Source organism: Mycoplasma sp. 1781 (assembly GCF_053851675.1).
On record NZ_JBSQBC010000005.1, the window covers coordinates 21,912 to 39,027 of the forward strand.

Annotated in this window: 16 protein-coding genes and 1 tRNA gene; 10 read left to right on the plus strand and 7 right to left on the minus strand. The window is 27.0% G+C overall.

Annotated elements, in window-relative coordinates; translation table 4 throughout:
- Position 1 precedes the first annotated feature (1 nt).
- The gene (locus tag ACWXVP_RS01240) at positions 2–1,054 is read left to right on the plus strand and encodes an aminopeptidase P family protein (RefSeq protein WP_456012708.1); all 1,053 of its coding nucleotides are present in this window, start codon (positions 2–4) and stop codon (positions 1,052–1,054) included.
- A gap of 74 nt (positions 1,055–1,128) precedes the next feature.
- On the opposite strand, the gene ACWXVP_RS01245 is transcribed toward ACWXVP_RS01240, so the two are convergent.
- The 7 genes from ACWXVP_RS01245 to ACWXVP_RS01275 form a co-directional block, all read right to left on the minus strand.
- Positions 1,129–1,908 carry a hypothetical protein gene (locus tag ACWXVP_RS01245; protein WP_456012710.1) on the minus strand — a complete coding sequence of 260 codons (780 nt, stop codon included), beginning with the start codon at positions 1,906–1,908 and terminating at the stop codon, positions 1,129–1,131.
- Positions 1,909–3,223: 1,315 nt separating this feature from the next.
- Positions 3,224–4,069 carry a deoxyribonuclease IV gene (locus ACWXVP_RS01250; protein ID WP_456012712.1) on the minus strand — a complete coding sequence of 282 codons (846 nt, stop codon included), beginning with the start codon at positions 4,067–4,069 and terminating at the stop codon, positions 3,224–3,226.
- A 13-nt stretch (positions 4,070–4,082) separates the two neighbouring features.
- On the minus strand, positions 4,083–5,624 hold the full coding sequence (locus ACWXVP_RS01255) for an RNA polymerase sigma factor (RefSeq protein WP_438340842.1): 1,542 nt from the start codon (positions 5,622–5,624) through the stop codon (positions 4,083–4,085).
- A complete protein-coding gene (gene dnaG / locus ACWXVP_RS01260; protein ID WP_456012714.1) occupies positions 5,614–7,548 on the minus strand; it encodes a DNA primase in 1,935 nt (644 codons plus the stop codon). The genes ACWXVP_RS01255 and dnaG overlap by 11 nt, the downstream gene beginning before the upstream one ends.
- Positions 7,549–7,563: 15 nt before the next feature.
- Positions 7,564–8,937, minus strand: coding sequence for a glycine--tRNA ligase (locus ACWXVP_RS01265; protein WP_456012715.1), 1,374 nt, complete (start codon positions 8,935–8,937; stop codon positions 7,564–7,566).
- A gap of 675 nt (positions 8,938–9,612) precedes the next feature.
- Positions 9,613–9,849 (minus strand): hypothetical protein, encoded by a 237-nt coding sequence (locus ACWXVP_RS01270; RefSeq protein WP_456012716.1) that lies wholly within the window; start codon positions 9,847–9,849, stop codon positions 9,613–9,615.
- Complete coding sequence (locus ACWXVP_RS01275) at positions 9,842–10,192, minus strand: hypothetical protein (protein WP_456012718.1); 351 nt, start codon at positions 10,190–10,192, stop codon at positions 9,842–9,844. Before ACWXVP_RS01275 ends, ACWXVP_RS01270 begins: the two co-directional genes overlap by 8 nt.
- 368 nt (positions 10,193–10,560) lie before the next feature.
- On the opposite strand from ACWXVP_RS01275, the gene ACWXVP_RS01280 reads away from it, so the two are divergent.
- From ACWXVP_RS01280 to ACWXVP_RS01320, 9 genes are all read left to right on the plus strand, one after another.
- Positions 10,561–11,223 carry a 16S rRNA (uracil(1498)-N(3))-methyltransferase gene (locus tag ACWXVP_RS01280; protein WP_438340846.1) on the plus strand — a complete coding sequence of 221 codons (663 nt, stop codon included), beginning with the start codon at positions 10,561–10,563 and terminating at the stop codon, positions 11,221–11,223.
- Positions 11,224–11,331: 108 nt separating this feature from the next.
- The gene (gene rplM, locus ACWXVP_RS01285; RefSeq protein ID WP_438340847.1) at positions 11,332–11,766 is read left to right on the plus strand and encodes a 50S ribosomal protein L13; all 435 of its coding nucleotides are present in this window, start codon (positions 11,332–11,334) and stop codon (positions 11,764–11,766) included.
- Entirely contained in the window at positions 11,766–12,164 is a 399-nt protein-coding gene (rpsI, locus tag ACWXVP_RS01290; protein WP_438340848.1) for a 30S ribosomal protein S9, read from the plus strand. Before rplM ends, rpsI begins: the two co-directional genes overlap by 1 nt.
- A gap of 43 nt (positions 12,165–12,207) precedes the next feature.
- Positions 12,208–12,284 (plus strand) — tRNA-Ile (locus ACWXVP_RS01295).
- Positions 12,285–12,424: 140 nt separating this feature from the next.
- Positions 12,425–12,691: a 30S ribosomal protein S15 gene (gene rpsO, locus ACWXVP_RS01300; RefSeq protein ID WP_438340849.1), complete on the plus strand. Its 267-nt coding sequence runs from the start codon at positions 12,425–12,427 to the stop codon at positions 12,689–12,691.
- Positions 12,692–12,929: 238 nt separating this feature from the next.
- Complete coding sequence (gene msrB, locus ACWXVP_RS01305) at positions 12,930–13,367, plus strand: peptide-methionine (R)-S-oxide reductase MsrB (protein ID WP_438340850.1); 438 nt, start codon at positions 12,930–12,932, stop codon at positions 13,365–13,367.
- A 161-nt stretch (positions 13,368–13,528) separates the two neighbouring features.
- Positions 13,529–14,056: a TrmH family RNA methyltransferase gene (locus ACWXVP_RS01310; protein ID WP_438340851.1), complete on the plus strand. Its 528-nt coding sequence runs from the start codon at positions 13,529–13,531 to the stop codon at positions 14,054–14,056.
- A gap of 12 nt (positions 14,057–14,068) precedes the next feature.
- Entirely contained in the window at positions 14,069–14,911 is an 843-nt protein-coding gene (ylqF, locus tag ACWXVP_RS01315) for a ribosome biogenesis GTPase YlqF (protein ID WP_444705141.1), read from the plus strand.
- On the plus strand, positions 14,895–17,057 hold the full coding sequence (locus ACWXVP_RS01320) for an SGNH/GDSL hydrolase family protein (RefSeq protein WP_456012720.1): 2,163 nt from the start codon (positions 14,895–14,897) through the stop codon (positions 17,055–17,057). The genes ylqF and ACWXVP_RS01320 overlap by 17 nt, the downstream gene beginning before the upstream one ends.
- The last annotated feature ends 59 nt before the right edge of the window (positions 17,058–17,116 follow it).

Consider the following 17,116-nt stretch of genomic DNA (forward strand, 5'->3'; position numbering starts at 1 on the left):
AATGCTAAAACAACAAATAACCAAAATTTTCGAAGAATTGAAGCTAGATGCAATTATCTCTGAGGCGCCTCAAACAAGATTATGATATGCTGGTATTCAGACAAGCGATGGTTTTATTGTAATTGAGAAAGAAAAAGCCTTTTTATTTGTAGATGGTAGATATATTGAATATGCAACTAAATTTGCAAAGAATGTTGAAGTTATTTTATTGGAGTCAGGAGAAGAAACACTATCAAATTTTCTAAACAAGAAAAAATATTCTAATGTTGGTATTGAATCAGATTATTTACATGTTCAAACATTTGAATATTTTAAAAAAATGATGCCAAAAGCAAAATTTCATAATGTAAAAGGAAAACAATTTAGAATAATAAAAGACCAAGAAGAATCCGATTACATCCAAGAAGCTTGTTTAATTTCATTGCAAGCATTAGAGGAATTAAAGAAAATTTTAGTTGAAGGCATGACTGAATTAGAAGTATCAAATAAACTTGGATATTTAATGCGCCTTTTTGGTGCTGAAAAAGAAAGCTTTGAAACAATCGTTGCATTTGGTACAAATGCTGCCGAACCTCATCATCATCCAACAAATCGTAAATTGGTTGATGGCGATATTGTTAAAATCGATTTCGGAGCGCAATACAATGGTTGAGCTAGCGATATAACAAGAACATTTTTCTTTGGAAAACCCAAGTCAGCTGAATTAGTTTCGATTCTTGACGTTGTTAGCGAAGCTCAAAAACTTGGCCGCGAATCTGTAAAACCAGGAATTGAAACATCTGAGATTGATAAAATTTGTCGAGAATATATACAATCAAAAGGATATGGTAAATTCTTTACTCATTCAACTGGCCATGGTGTAGGAATCGATGTACACGAACTACCAGGAGTTGGCAGAAGAACGGGCAATGTGGTATTAGAAGAAGGAATGGTTATCACGGTTGAACCCGGGATTTATGTAAAAGATTTGGGCGGGGCTCGTATTGAAGATACAATCCTTGTTACCAAAAATGGTTCTAAGATCTTAAGCCGCCCTGAAAATTACGAAGAATAATTGAAGTAATTTTAAAAGCAAAGGTAACAAACCTTTGCTTTTAAAATTTTTTTATTGAGATTTCTTAAAAGTTATTAAAGTTCAACCTTTTGACCATCAATAATTAATTCTACAAGACGAATTGACTGAATCTTATGGGTAGCTGATTTAATTTCACTATTTAAAGAAAAATCAAAAGTGAATTTATTATTAAACGAATTTATTCTTTTGTTAGTTAAGGTTAATTTCTGTGATGTAAATTTTTGTGACGATGTTTCAAAGGCGTTAACAACAATTGTTATTGTAGCTATTTTATTAAAATATGAATCATTATTTGTTTCAAATTCAATAGTTAATTTATCATTTTTAAATTCTTTTCCACCATAACTATTGAAATCAGTATCTTTTATCTTTAAACCGTTTGTTTGTCTGCTAAATTCTTCCTCACCAATAGTTGCGCTTCCAAAACCCAATAATTCAAATGTTGGCGGTGTTTGGTATTCTTTTGGTACATCAGCCTGCCCGAAAATCTGGCGATTAAAGTCCTCTAATTTAATGTTTTCTTTATCATATCCTAGCAATTCGAAAGAAGATGGAACATCTGAAGATTCATTTTTTTTATGTTCTTCATTCTTTTCTTGTTTTTCTTGTGATTCATTATTTGAATCATCTTTAGTTCCTCCGGTATCGGGAGTTGTTTTATCGGGTTTACTCTTATCAGGCATTTCTTGTTGAGGGGTTTTTGTTTCTGGGTTTTCTGGTTTCTTTGGTTCAGCTGGTTTTTCTGGTTTAGCAGGATTTGCACATGATAGAGCTATAACCGGTGTTGCCAAAGCAGGTAAAAATCCTATAAAAAGTAATTTGCTTTTTTTCATTTTTCTCCTTTAAATACTATTTTGATGTAAATATTTTACATTTTTTTTTTTTTTTTTGATAATTCTCATCAAATCAATTAATGATCAATGGTGTTTGTAAATAACGCATAGGGTATGAATGAGTAAATATGAAAGCTAGCAGAATTAAATAAAAATTGGTATTACAGAACAATAAAATAAATTAAAAACATAAATAGTTTTTTTAAATACAAAAAGTAAAAAAATCCATTCAGCGCGTAAATGATGATTTTGTTAGTAAGAAATTGATACATGCTAAGAAATAAGAATAGGCAGAAATTCTATCTACTAATTAGAATGTAAATGGTTTTAGCTCTGATGTTACTAATTTAATTAATATTTATCTCAATGAAATTCTTTTAAGATAAAAATTAGAAGAAATAGGCGAGGCGCATTGCTATAATGGCGAAGTATAAATTAAATTCTAAAGGTGTTTTCATTGGACTAAGCAATACAAAAGAGAGTTGTTGGTTTTGATTATATTCAAAAAAATTATAAGGGCACATAGATCAAGTGATTTTAAATCTATTATGATTGAAGAAGAATATTCGGCTTTTAAGTGTTTAGAAAATATCTTTAGATAAAAAAGGGGGGTAAATTTGATAAATATATTTTAATCCTTATTAGTCAAAACCGCGAAATATAATAATGCAACTTTGTTGTTAAGCAACTAAAAACTAGCCATAAATAAATTTGTGGCATTTCAAAGAACAGATGTTACTTTATTTTATTGATAATAAAGAATTTAGAAGTTCAATACTAATGTTATTAGATGAGATACTTCATTTTCTAGTTTTCCTAATAAAAAAAATATCTCCCCCTCTGTAAGATTTGATTGAGACAAATTTTTAGATATATTAAAAAGGTAAGATAAAACAATTGTTAATTGCTATTGTCATAGAGATAGATATTGTACATTAAGCGAAGATATGAAAACTAAATTTTATAACAATAGATCTTAAATTTTCTCTTTCAAATAGTTTGTCCGAAGGTTTACATTAGAAAATATTAAAATATGTATGCTCACAAAAATAGAAATGAGATAATTATCAATACTTTAGATAAAATTGAGTTTAATAAAAACTATGCGCCAAGTTTTAGACGCATAGTTATAGAATATGTTATTTTTAAGAAATAACTCAAATACTATATTTCTAACAATGGTGCAATTATTACCTTTTTTAGCAAAAAACTATGAAGAAAAAATTTGAAACTAGATGTTTAAAATAGGATAGAAAAAATTTTAGATTTAGTCAAAGATAATAGACAAATTACAAAAAGCGATCTTAAAGATATTTTAAAATAAACTAGGCTCTGTGTTATCTAATAATAAAGCAATTTCCTCTTTATAAGGCGCTAAGTCGCCAATGTATGGTGTTTCTAAAATAATGGGTATATTATCAAAATCGGGATCATAAACAAATTTTTTTAAAGTTTCTAAACCAATATACCCCTTTCCAATATTATCATGGCGGTCCTTCTTAGAACCTAGCGGATTTTTTGAATCATTTAAGTGAATAATTTTTATATACTTTAAAAAATCGTTGTCTTTTAAATATTTTTTAAAATTATCATAATCCCTAATATCATATCCAGAATCCCATATATGACATGTGTCAAGACATATGGCAATTCTATCAGATTTAATTTTCTCAATTATTTCTTTTAATATTTCAAAATTATTGCAATAATTGCTTCCATTGCCAGCCATAGTTTCTAAGGCGATTGTTACATCATTAGTTTTTGCTAAAACTGTTTTTAATGAATAAATTAAGCTACTTTTAGCTTCTTCTTTGCTAAAAGTAGTATGTGCGCCAGGATGCAAAACAATTATTTTAGCCCCTATAAAATTCATTCTTTTAATTTCAGAGATTAAAAAATCAATCGCAAACTTATTTTTTAGCGGGTTTGAAGGATTAATGATATAGGGTGCATGAACAATAATATCATCGGATTTAATTTTATCTGCATAAAATTTATTGTACTCATCATACTTGTAGTATTTTTCTTCAACGCGATAAGGGGATTGATTTGGCCCGAGATAAATCATCATGCAGTTAGCATTATTATGATGTGATTCACGTGCAGCGCCTAATAGATAGTCCGGTTTTGAAAACGAGACATGACTGCCCAACTTAATCATTTTTCACCTCGATTTAATCTAAATTATAACTTTCATTAGCATAGAACTCTTTTAATTGCTTACGTTTTTGCGGATGTCTTAATTTACGCAAAACCTTCGTTTCAATTTGACGAACTTTTTCTTTACTTACCCCTAATTCTTTAGCAAGTTCATCTAAGGAATGAGGACGATATGATTCTCCGTTTGGGTCAGAAATTCCATATCTTTTTCTTATTAATAATCGATCAGATTCATCTGTTAACGAATTAATCATTTCATTCAAAATAACACTCAATTCTTCTTGACTTGTAAAATTAGTTGGACTAATTACGCTTTCATCCTTAACAAAGTCTGAAAAGCTTGAATTTTCTTCCTTCCCAATATTTTTATCAAGTGAAATAGGGTCAATGTTTATTTTTCTTATATATCTTACCTTATCAGCAGTGAATTCAGGTTCACCAAACTTCTTGGCAATTTCTTCATCTGTAGGAGGATAACCTTGTTCTTGTTGTAATTCTCTCTCAATCTTCAAGACTTTATTGATTGTTTCAACCATATGTACAGGGACCCTTACAGTTCTCGCTTGGTCAGCAACGGCTCTAGTAATTGCTTGTCTAATTCATCAAGTAGCATATGTAGAAAATTTATATCCCTTAGTATGTAAATATTTATCAGCTGCTTTCATGATTCCAGAATTACCCTCTGAAATTAAATCAATAAAGCTCAAACCTCTATTCTTATATTTTTTAGCATTATTGATAACTAGTCTTAAATTTCTTTTAATTAACAAATCGCGTGCTTTTTTATATGCTCATTTGTCACCATTCTCTCTAGCCTTAGCCATTTTTTCAGCTGTTTCTAATTCTTCCTTTGGTGTTAAAAGCTTACCATACTTGCCTATTCATCTCATGTATCACTTAACAATGTCATTTGTTTCAGTTAATCTGTTTGACAAATTACTATTCTCAGAATTTTTTCTAGCTGAACCAATTTTTATTTCTTCACTATCATAGTTTTTTAATAGTTTTGATGCATCAAATTCATCATTAGATCTTCTGCTTTTTCAATTAACTTCACTATAATCATCATATTCGTTAAGATCATAGTCATATTCTTCATCTTCTTCATCATACGTTTCACTAATTTTGCTTGAAATATATTCATCATCTTCACTAAAGGTTTGATCTTCTTCTACAGCAGAATTGATGCTATCATTTGGTACCAAGGTGCTATCATCATATTCAAAGTCATAGTCAATATCTTCGTTTTCAGCATCCTCGTCATCAATATCTTTTAACATACTTTCGTTAAATTCTGCGTCTTGAACAAAATTTTCAACATCATCGTTATCGCCTTCATCAACACTATTAGAAATAAGATTTTTTTCAAACAATTTAAGCAATAATAAATCTGCTTCTTCATCATCAACATAAAGTTTTTTCTTATAAAGAATATCAAAAACTTCCTCTTGAGATAGGGTTTTAAATTTTTTATCTTTATTTTTCCTTTTAACTACCTCATTTTCAATTACTGAAATAACATAATCTATTGATTTTTCTAAATTATTACTTGTCATCCTGTGCTCCTTTGGTATACATTAAAATCTGCTTTTTTGGTTTCTTTCGATTCTCAACAAATTCATCTACACGATCATATAGATTTTTGATATCTTTTTTCAAATCATTACTTGTGAGAGTTAAATTTTTTATCTGAATTGCCTGTTCTAGATATGATTTATATTCATTTATTAAATCAATGTTATTTGATATTTTTGCTTTATTAAGGTCGGATTCAATTACCGAAACAAGATTGGATTGACTTAGTTCTAAACCTTCCTTGTTCTTTTTGATAATATAACTAATTAATTTTCTTAATATCTTTTGTGAATCATCATCTAAATTAAGATCGTGAAATCCATCATTTTTTCATTGTTTGGCAATAAAAGGTTGATTTAATACTAGCAACAAAATTTCCTTTAATAGCATATAATGCCTACTTATTTCTTGTTTTAATATTGTTCTAGCATTAATGAATTTTTTATTTTTTTTATTAATACTTGGCGAATTTGCTTGCTTCGAAACTTCTGGTTGAAGGCTTGCAATATCATTTTTGATAAAAAAGTTATTATCATAATTTTCATTTGTATAAATACTTGGGTGATTTGTGCTATGTTTTTTTTCATTAATTTTATTTTTAAATAATGGATCTGATAAGAAAAGGGGATTAGAATTTTTATAGTAGTTTTCAAATAAATCGGCAGTTAAAATGTTTTCATTAATAAATCTTTCTTTGAGCATTAAAACTAATGAATTATCAATATAATAAACATATTCAAATATCTGCTTAAATATTTCGTTTCTCTCAAATGATTGTTTATTGTTTAAAATATTTTGCTTGGCCAGTATTAATAAATATTCGACAATATCAACCTTGTTTTCACACATTTTTTTTAAAGTTAAACCATTATCCAGATTATAAAGTTCATCTGCATCTTTATTTAATGTATTTATAACAAATTTAACATTTAAATTGTATTTTTTTGAATAGTACAATATCATCCTTAAATTCTTTAGTGTTGCATTTTGCCCTGCACTGTCATTATCAAAAAATAATGTAATAGTTTTATTATTTAATAGTTTTAGATGGGCTGGTGATAATGAAGTACCCATAATTGCTACGGCATTTTTGAATCCAGCTTTAAACATGGCTATGCAATCAAATTGCCCCTCTACTAAGTAAACTTCTCTTTTATTATTTATTTCATCTTTTGCATGAAAATAATTAAAAATTACTTCATTTTTTCGAAAAACAATAGTCTCAGAACTATTTAAATATTTAGGGTTTTGTAATCCAGTAATGTCTCTACCTGAAAAAGCAATAATATTGCCTAATTCATCGCATATTGGAAACATTAGACGATCATTAAAAAAATTTTTATTTTCAATAGAAGATAATAATGATGAATTGGATATTTCAAACGAATCAAATTTATGTTCGATAAGAGTTTCGTAAATTGACTTGTTTTTTGATGAAAAACCAATTTGAAATTCTTTAATTAAATTATCATTTAGGTTTCTTTTGTGCAGATACTTTATTAATTCGGCGCTTTTTTCAAAAGTAATTTGATATCTAAAAAAATTAAGTGCTACCTTATTGACTTCAAGAATTTTAGAATGTTCAGTTGTGATAGCGGAATCATTCATAAAATTGCCGAATTTGGAAATATCTAGGTTTTGTTTATTGACTAAAAATTTTAGTGCCTCAAAGGATGTTAAATTTTCCTTATATTGAATAAATTTAATTACATCTCCGCCTTTTCCGCATCCAAAACATTTAAATATTCCTTGCTCTGGGCTAACAACAAAAGATGGCGTTTTTTCGCCATGAAAAGGACAACAAGCCTTATAATTCTTCCCTTGCTTCATTAAAGTCAGATATTGCCTAATAATGCTAACAATATCACTTTTAGAAATTACATATTCTCAAACACTTTCTTGCAAAATTAATTCCTTTTATTATCTGTTTTCTAATAAATAACTTGTAATTTCACTAATTGGTATTACATCTTGCTTCATTGTGTCTCTATTTCTAATAGTTACAGTATTATTTTTGGTTGTATCAAAATCAACAGTTATACAAAATGGTGTTCCAATTGCGTCTTGTCGACGGTATCTTCTACCAATAGAGCCAGCTTCATCATATGCTATTCTAATATTAGTATTTTCCAATAAATTGTTATAAATTTCCTTGGCTTCCAATGACTGCTTTTTCATTAAAGGTAATATAGCAACTTGATAGGGTGAAATTTTTTTACTTAATTTTAAAATCACTCTTTCTTCTTTATCATCAATTTTTTCGACTGTATAAGCATCAATAATCAATGCAAAAAGCAATCTATCTAATCCAATTGAAGGTTCAATAACATACGGAATTATTTTGGTCCCATCGTCTTTTAAGTATTCAAGAGATTCACCAGAAAATTTCATATGTTGACTTAAATCATAATTGCCGCGATTAGCAATTCCTAATAACTCGCCTCATCCAAAAGGAAATAAGTATTCAATATCGCTTGTTCCTTTTGAATAGTGACTTAATTCTTCTGATTCATGTGGTCTTATACGTATATTTTCTTCCTTAAGACCTAATAATAAAACGAGTTTTTTACATTTTTCAATTCAATACTGATAAAAATTATTGCTATCTTTTTCTTCGCAAAAAAATTCTAATTCCATTTGCTCAAATTCTCTTGTTCTAAAAATAAAGTCACGTGGGGTTATTTCATTGCGAAAACTTTTACCTATTTGGCCAATTCCAAAAGGCAATTTAGCTCTTGATGTTCTAGTCAAGTTCTTAAAATTCACAAATATACCTTGTGCGGTTTCAGGTCTTAAAAAGGTTTCAGAAGAACTGTTATCAATTGCTCCCATTTGCGTCTTAAACATCAAATTAAATGGTCTAATTTCTCCTCATTCTGCACTTACGCCATCATATTTTTTAACATTTTTTTTAATGATTTTCTCTAATTCATCAAATGTACATTTTTCGACATTAATTTCAGGAAATAGATCTTTAATAATATGGTCAGCACGGTATCTTTTATTATTAACTTTATTTTCAATTAGAAAATCAGAAAAATTATCGATATGACCACTAGCTTTTCAAACATTCTTATTCATAATAATTTTAGAATCAATTTGATAATTTTTTTCTTTTCTTATAAATTCATTAATTCATATATTTTTGATTTGAGTCATCATAGCAGTTGCTAATGGACCATAATCTCATGTATTCACAACACCACCGTATATTTCTGAATTTTGATAAACAAAACCCATATTTTTTAAATGAGCGATAACATCATGAATATTTTTTTTAGTATTATTTGGCATTGTAACCTCATTACATTTTTTATATATTTATATAAAATTAATATACAAATTGTATCATAAAACATAATGAATTAAGTTAAGTTGGCATTTAAATTTTGGACACAGCTATTTTTTGGATTTGCTTATTTCTTCTTTTATTCATTCTAATATTTCGCTATTGATATAACTTATATTTTTATAAATGACAATATTATTAACTTTTCTTTTAATATAGACTGTTTTTTTAAAAAAATATTTCCTAAAATGCTTATAAAACTTGTTATACCAAATTTATAAAATGCTTTGATTCCTAAATAAAATTTGTATAAAAGCAAAAACATATAGACAATGTTCCTTATGAAAAAATATGTAAATATTACAAAATTATTATTAATTTAATTTCTAGCATCGTAACATAATAATCAAAAAATCAAAAAAAGACCCCGCAAGCAATAAAAAACAATAAAAGATATAAAGGGATATTTATTTTATGCTTAGCCACCGTGTGCAAATGGGCATATTTTTTATCCATAAATGTAAAGCATTCGGCTTTTTATTTTAAGTTTTTTATCAAAAGTAATAATAATAAAATGAGCGCAACATAATGGCGCAAGTAAGAACAAAAAAATATTTCTATTTTTTAAGTAATCCTAATCCATAATGTTGATTGCTCTTTATAATTTTTTTCTTAATTTATTAGTTTGGTAGAAATGATGGAAAAATGTCGTTGTTATTATCAATATGTGTTTGATTGAAAACAATTCTTTCAGTTCCATCTTTTTTTCAAAAAACAAATGTGTAATACTTTCCTGTACCTAACTTGTTTTCTGGCTTATCAAATTTAAATCTTAAAGGATATTCAACACCAGCTCCTTCATCGGCTTGCGTCGATGCAATTTTTATATTCAAAGGATCTACTAATGTATTATCCATTTCTTCCTTTAACTTCTGTGGCAAAGGCTAATCATTCGCCTTTAACACCTTCCACTGGCCGGTGGTGTAATCTGAATGAAAATACACCATCCTTATCTAGAAAATTTTCACTTGTTGCCGCCGCAAATAATAATGTTCTGGTTTTTACTTGACCATTAAATTTTTTAACACCAAAATTAGTAAAATCTAATGTTTGATTTGTTTTTCTATTTTCATTAATTTTAGGCCCAGCGTCTGGAACTGTATGTTCGCTGTTATTTGTTGGTGCACATGCAACTAATGTTGCAGTGGGTAATATCGGCAACAAAAATAGTGATGCTTTTAGGAATTTATTTTTAATCATATATTCTCCTTTATTGTTTTTTATTTGCTATTAGTTTAATATAAAAAAGTTAGATTTTTTCATTTTTTTACAAAAATAACAATAAAAATATAAATACAGTTATTTAATTTATGTTAAATATTTCGAATTTCCGTTATATTTTTTTATTTTTTATGTTGCATTTATAATTTGGATCATATAAAAGGCCGCAATTGGATTAATTATTTAATTACATGTTTTTTTAGAAAAATAAGTGCTTATATTATTTATTGTTTATTAAGTGTTTATTAAAAAAATAAAACTTATTATCTTTCTATCTCTAAAACTTTTATTTATGATTTAAGGATTAAGTATTAGATATTTATAAAAAATTTTATAATTTAATAATTATGTATAAATTTTTTAGCAGTTCTAAAAGTGAAAATTATTTCTTTTTAGATGAAGATACACAAAAACATTTAAAAGTAATCCGGATTAAAAATCAAGATTTTTTAATAAACTTTAATAATGAGTTTTACTTATGTTATTTTGAGTTTCCTAATAAGGCCATAATTAAGAAAAAGTTAAATATAGATAATGAATTAGAAGATGATCTAATAGTAGCAATCCCACTTATAAAACAAAATAATTTTGAGATTGCTTTACAAAAAAGCGTTGAATTAGGAGTAACAAAAATTATTCCTTTTATTTCAGAATACACAGATAAAACCAATATGCAAATAGAAAGCAAAATAAAGAGATTTAAAAAAATAATCCTTGAAGCATCACAACAATCTTTTCGAAATACAATGCCAATATTCGAAAGAGTTATGACCTATGATGAGATTATTAAACTAGATGTTAAAAACAAAATTTTAGCTTATGAAAATGAAAAAGATAAAAAGATAACCAAACGAAAAGGAGATACTCTTCTAATTGTCGGGCCAGAAGGTGGGTTTTCGTTAAATGAAATAGAATTGGCAAAAAAAGAAAATGTCGAAATCGTTTCATTAACCAAGACAATTTTGCGAGCAGAAACAGCATTAATATATATGATTGCAAAAATGAACTAATGAAATTTTTTTTGCTATAATAGTTTAGTGAAATTTATTTATATTAAGTTATGTATATAAATAATGATCATTAATTTTTAAATATATTTAAAACATGAAAGAGAAAGTATGCGTCAAACAACAATTATTAGAAAAGAAATAGTTGATAAAAAATGATACATCATCGATGCAGCCAACGTACCTTTAGGTAGACTTTCAACTCTTGTTGCTTCAATTCTTCGTGGAAAAAATAAACCAACATTTACTCCAAATGTTGACATGGGCGACAATGTAGTTGTTATTAATGCAAAAGATGTTCTTTTAACAGCTAAAAAAGATGAAAAGAAAATTTACTATCACCACACTGGATATCCTGGTGGTTTAAAACAAATTACTGCTGCAGATTTAAGAGCTAAAAAACCAATTGCTCTAGTTGAAAAAGCAGTTAGAGGTATGTTGCCTCATACAAAATTAGGCCGCAAACAATTTAAAAATCTTTATGTTTATGCAAATGCAGAACATAAGCAAGTATCACAACAACCAACACAAATAGAGGTTAAATAATGGCAGATAAAATTAGATACTATGGCCTAGGGCGTCGTAAATCTTCCATTGCTAGAGTTTACTTAATTCCTGGAAAAGGCAATTTTGTAATTAATGGAAAAGAAGCGAAACAATATTTAAATTCAGAAATTTTATTAATGGATGCCTTAAGTCCATTTGGTGTTACCGAAACAACAAATCAATTTGATGTTTTTGCCAATGTAAATGGTGGTGGTTTAACCGGTCAAGCAGGAGCCATTAGATTAGGTATTGCAAGAGCATTATTAGAAGCATCAAATAATGAATATCGTAACAAATTAAAAGATGCTGGATTCTTAACAAGAGACGCTCGTGTTAAGGAACGTAAGAAATTTGGATTGAGAAAAGCAAGAAGAGCAAGACAATTTTCAAAACGTTAATTTTTTTGTGATATACTTATATGGGTTTATCCCATGTTTTTATGCGAGCATAGCTCAGTTGGTTAGAGCACACGACTGATAATCGTGAGGTCGATGGTTCAAGTCCATTTGTTCGCACCATTTCAAGAAATTGACCATAACACGCTAGTCGTGTTTTTATTTTTTTATGATATAATAAAAGCGAATGCCTTATATTGAGGTATTCGTTATTTATTCCTTGGTAGTAATTAAGATTATTGCTAGGTTATGAAAGGAAAAAGATGGTTTCTAAAATTAGAAAAAGCGAATTGGTAAAGCAATTTGGAAGAAATGAAAAAGACACAGGTTACTTGCCTGTACAAATAGCAATATTAACTGAAGATATTGAATCATTAAAAAAACACTTTGCTATTAATAAAAAAGATTTGCACTCAATGCGTGGATTTATGAGAAAAGTTAATCACCGTAAAGCATTGCTAAATCACTTAAAAAACGAAGATTATACATTATACCAATCAACCATTAAATCACTAAATATTAGAAAATAAATTTTTTCTATATTACTTTTTAAGTAAAAAATAGTGTTAAAACACCACAGATCTATGTATTTGTGGTGTTTTTTTTAAAATATTAATATGAGCATATTTAATATTAAGTTCATCAAACTCATATTAAGTTAGAAAATTCCTAATTTACAAATTCTAAAATAATTTAAATTATGCATAAAATCATATAAAATCTTTATATACTTACTCAATATAAAATTATAAAATATAAGGAGGGTTTATGAATCCCCAAGAAAAAGAAAAACGTTTAGCACAACTAAGTGAACTTGAGTACAATGTAACGCAAAAAGCATTTACTGAGAGACCTTATATGAATAAATATAATAACCATTATGAAAAAGGCATCTATGTTGATATTGTTGATGGTACAGCATTATTTATATCAGATGATAAATTTAATTCTGGTTGCGGTTGACCAGCATTTTCTAAGCCGATAGATAATAGTCTATTAGTTGAATTAACAGATACTTCACATGGAATGATTAGAACAGAAGTAAAATCAAAAAACGCCGATTCACATCTAGGTCATGTCTTCAGTGATGGCCCAAGAGATAAAGGTGGATTAAGATACTGCATTAATTCCGCATCTCTTAGTTTTATCCCTTATGAAGAACTTGATGAAAAAGGATATGGTCAATATAAAAAATTATTTAAATAGTTTTTTAATATCGTAGTTTATATTTATAGATTTATAAAAAGTTTGTTTATTTCTAAACCAAACTTTTTTTATTTACCAACATATCATAAAGATTGGATTAAATGTTTGTTTAGTGAGTTTTATATTTGCTAATTTTTGCTATATATAGTAAAATTTTTACTATGATTAATATTATTCTATATCAACCTGAAATAAATGCTAATACAGCAAACATAATCCGTACATGTTTCGCTGCTAAAGCCAAGCTTCATATTATAAAACCAATAGCTTTTGACTTACACCCTCATTGATTAAAAAGAAAAGCAGCCGGGCACTTTCTTAGCGAAATTCAACATGAGGTTCATCAATCATATGATGATTTTATTAAAAAATATCCTAGCAAAAATATTTTTTACATAACACGTTATGGTTTAAAAAATTATATCGATATTAAATATGATGAACTGGCACAGAAAGAAGGTGAAATATGAGTCATGTTTGGCACAGAGAGTACAGGGATACCAAAGACAATTATGCAAACTAACATCGATAATTGTTTAAGAATTCCTATGAATTCTAATTGTCGCAGTTTAAATTTAGCTAATTCAGTAGCTATTGTTTTATATGAAATTTTACGACAAACAAACTTTAATGATCTGTCAATTTATGAAGTCCAAAAAGGCAAGGATTTTATATTAAAAAAAGAATAGAAAGGAAATAATATGATCCATTGATTTCCTGGCCATATGGCCAAACAATTTAGACTATTGCAAGAAAAACAAAAATTATTTGATTTATTTATTATTGTAATGGATGCTAGATTACCTCGAAGTTCTTTTAATGATGAAATTTTCAAAATAATTAATAACAAACCAGTTTTATTTGTTTTTAATAAGGCGGATAAAACTAATCTCGAAAAACTCAAACCTTTTCTTGAAGATTATAAAAAACGTGGTCAAGTAGTTGTTACCAACCTAAAAGCACAAAACACATATGCAAAAATTAATATTGCTCTAAATAAAGAGTTCCTAAAATTTAAGGCCAAAAATGATCAAAAGCAAAAACTTACTCCAAGCCTTAAATGTGTTGTTTTAGGTGTGCCAAATGTCGGTAAATCAACATTTATTAATATGATGTCAAAATCGAGAGCAACTAAGGTCGGGTCTATACCTGGTATTACGAGATCGGAACAATGAATTAATTGCAAAAATTATCTTTTGTTAGATACTCCTGGTTTATTGATGCCTAAAATCGAAAATAATGAAATTGGAGCAAAATTAGCCATTGTTGGATCAATTAGACAAGAGGCCATTGATCAAAACGAATTAATTGTTTCTCTTTATCAATTAATGTCTAAATATTATCCTGAGAAACTAAAAGAAATTAATTTAAATCCTACTTTTGATTTAGAGGATATTTTTGCAAATATTTCTAAATATGCAATGCAAAACAATTTATTACTAAAAAACGGTGTTTATGACATTAAAAAAGGCATCAATATGTTAATTAATCATTTCAAAAATTTAAATAATGTTATTTTTGATGCATATGAAGGCGGAAAATAGAATGGATGAGAATACAAAAAAACCCATTATCATAAAATATGTTGCCCTAGGCGACGCATTTTCAGCAGGTTATAATTCAAAGATTGGTTTTCCGACTAATGGTTATATGGATAAAAATGGCGAAATCAAAGGTTTATGCTTCCCATCGATGTTAGCAAATTTTCTAAATGATACGTCTAATTTACAAGTTGAAAGTTTTTACAATTTTGCTATATGTAATGCCTCATGTGAATTTTTGGAAGCATTTTATAGCAACAATAAAAAGGTCCTTAAAAAAATGGGGAGCAAATTAGACTTAATCCAGTCAATAGATTGATCCTCAAATAATCCATTTAATAACTTTTTTTCACCATTTTTGAAGGATTGAAATATTAGAAATAATGATTTCCAATATATCAATGAAAAAATTGCGGAAGCCAATTTAATTACTTTAACTATTGGCTTTAATGATTTTTTTTCCAATTTACCATTTCAAAAAATATTTCTTTTGACTAAATTAAATGGTGAAGCTAGAGATAGACAAATTTCCGTAATCAAAAAAGATATTGAAAATTTAAGCATTGTTATCGAAAATAAAATAATAAGTCTAATTTCAACCATCAGAAAAATTAATAACAAAGCAAAAATAATAATCACTAGCTACTCACCATTATTATTGAATTTAAGAAATACTATTTCATCTTTTTTAAACACTCAATTAAGCGACCAATTTGAAATTTTTGATTACCTACAAATTAATCTAAATAAAACAATTGCGGAATCTGCTAAAAAATGCCGAATTGATTTTATTAATATAAACGACACAAAATATTGGGAAGAAAATAAAAAATATTTATTTGAAAATATTTTTTCAATTTATCCAACTGAACGCGGCTATAAAAAAATAGCAATGGATATTTATGTTAAGCTTTTTCTAAATTTCAAAATGCTTAAAAATGATCTTAATAATCATAGTTTTACTAATGAATATATTTCCGACACCAAATATTGAGAAGACAACATCTATTCATATAATCCAATATCACAATGTAGTGAAAATTTAAGTTTATTTAAAATGATTTATGGAAAAAATAAAAATGAAATTCTCTTCAGACAAAATAAATCACAAAGATATTTTAACAATCTTTTACATAATAGAAATCGTATAACTGATTTTTGTTCAATATTCATAAGATATAGCAAGTTGCCAATAAGCGAAATGATCAAAAAAATTATTAGTCAGAAATTTATTTATGCTCCAGAACAATATGAGAGCATTGCTAAAATTCTTAATTTTTTAACAAATGAACGAAGATCAAAAGAAGCTATTCTAATACTCTTAAAGGATCATAAGGTTGATGACATAGTTTATATTATTGAATGTATTTTGCAAAAAAAGGCATTATCAAAAAAAATTATTAACTACAAACTAATAAAACAAGAATTAAACAACTTTTTCAAAAATGAGCAAAATATGGTTTATGATGTTTTAAAATATCTTTTTAATTCCGGTTTAATAAATGATTCAAAAAAGGAATTCAAAGACATAATCCATTCCTTAATAAAAGATTCCTTAAATACTAGCTTTTTAACATATTTATTTAACATCAAAAATAATCAAAAATTTAATAAGGTAAAAGAATATTTATCTAGCCTAAATTCATTTTCAGAATTTACTGATTTTTTCGTTGAATCTCTTATTAATTATTCTGATGTTTATGTTAAATTAAGAAATTTTGATGAATTATGAAAACATTTTATTATAAAAAATAAATATAATTTATTGTTTATATTCGACAAAATGTTAGTAGAAATTACAAATGAAGAGAATATAGACCATACTGCTAACTTTTTTATTGATGCAATTAAAAGCTCACTTCGCGTAGAGCTTGATGCAAAAGATTATAAAGTGTTAAAAAATGCAATTAACAATATTTTAAATATATGTAAAAATAGTCCTAAATATTTAAACAATGTGTTCTTGAAATTTCTTGATAATATTAGAAATCTTTCCTTATATAAACTTATTCTACACTCAAAAACTAATAGCAAAAAAACTTTTAAACTGTCTAATTTATTTTCTTTAAACATCTTCTTAGTAAGCTCAATTAAACTATTAAGAAATCTATTTATAATAAAGAAAATTGTTAATAAAAATAAAATATAAGATAAGGGGTATGAGGAAACATAGATAATTTTAAGTAAATCTTTAAAGTCTTCCTCGGG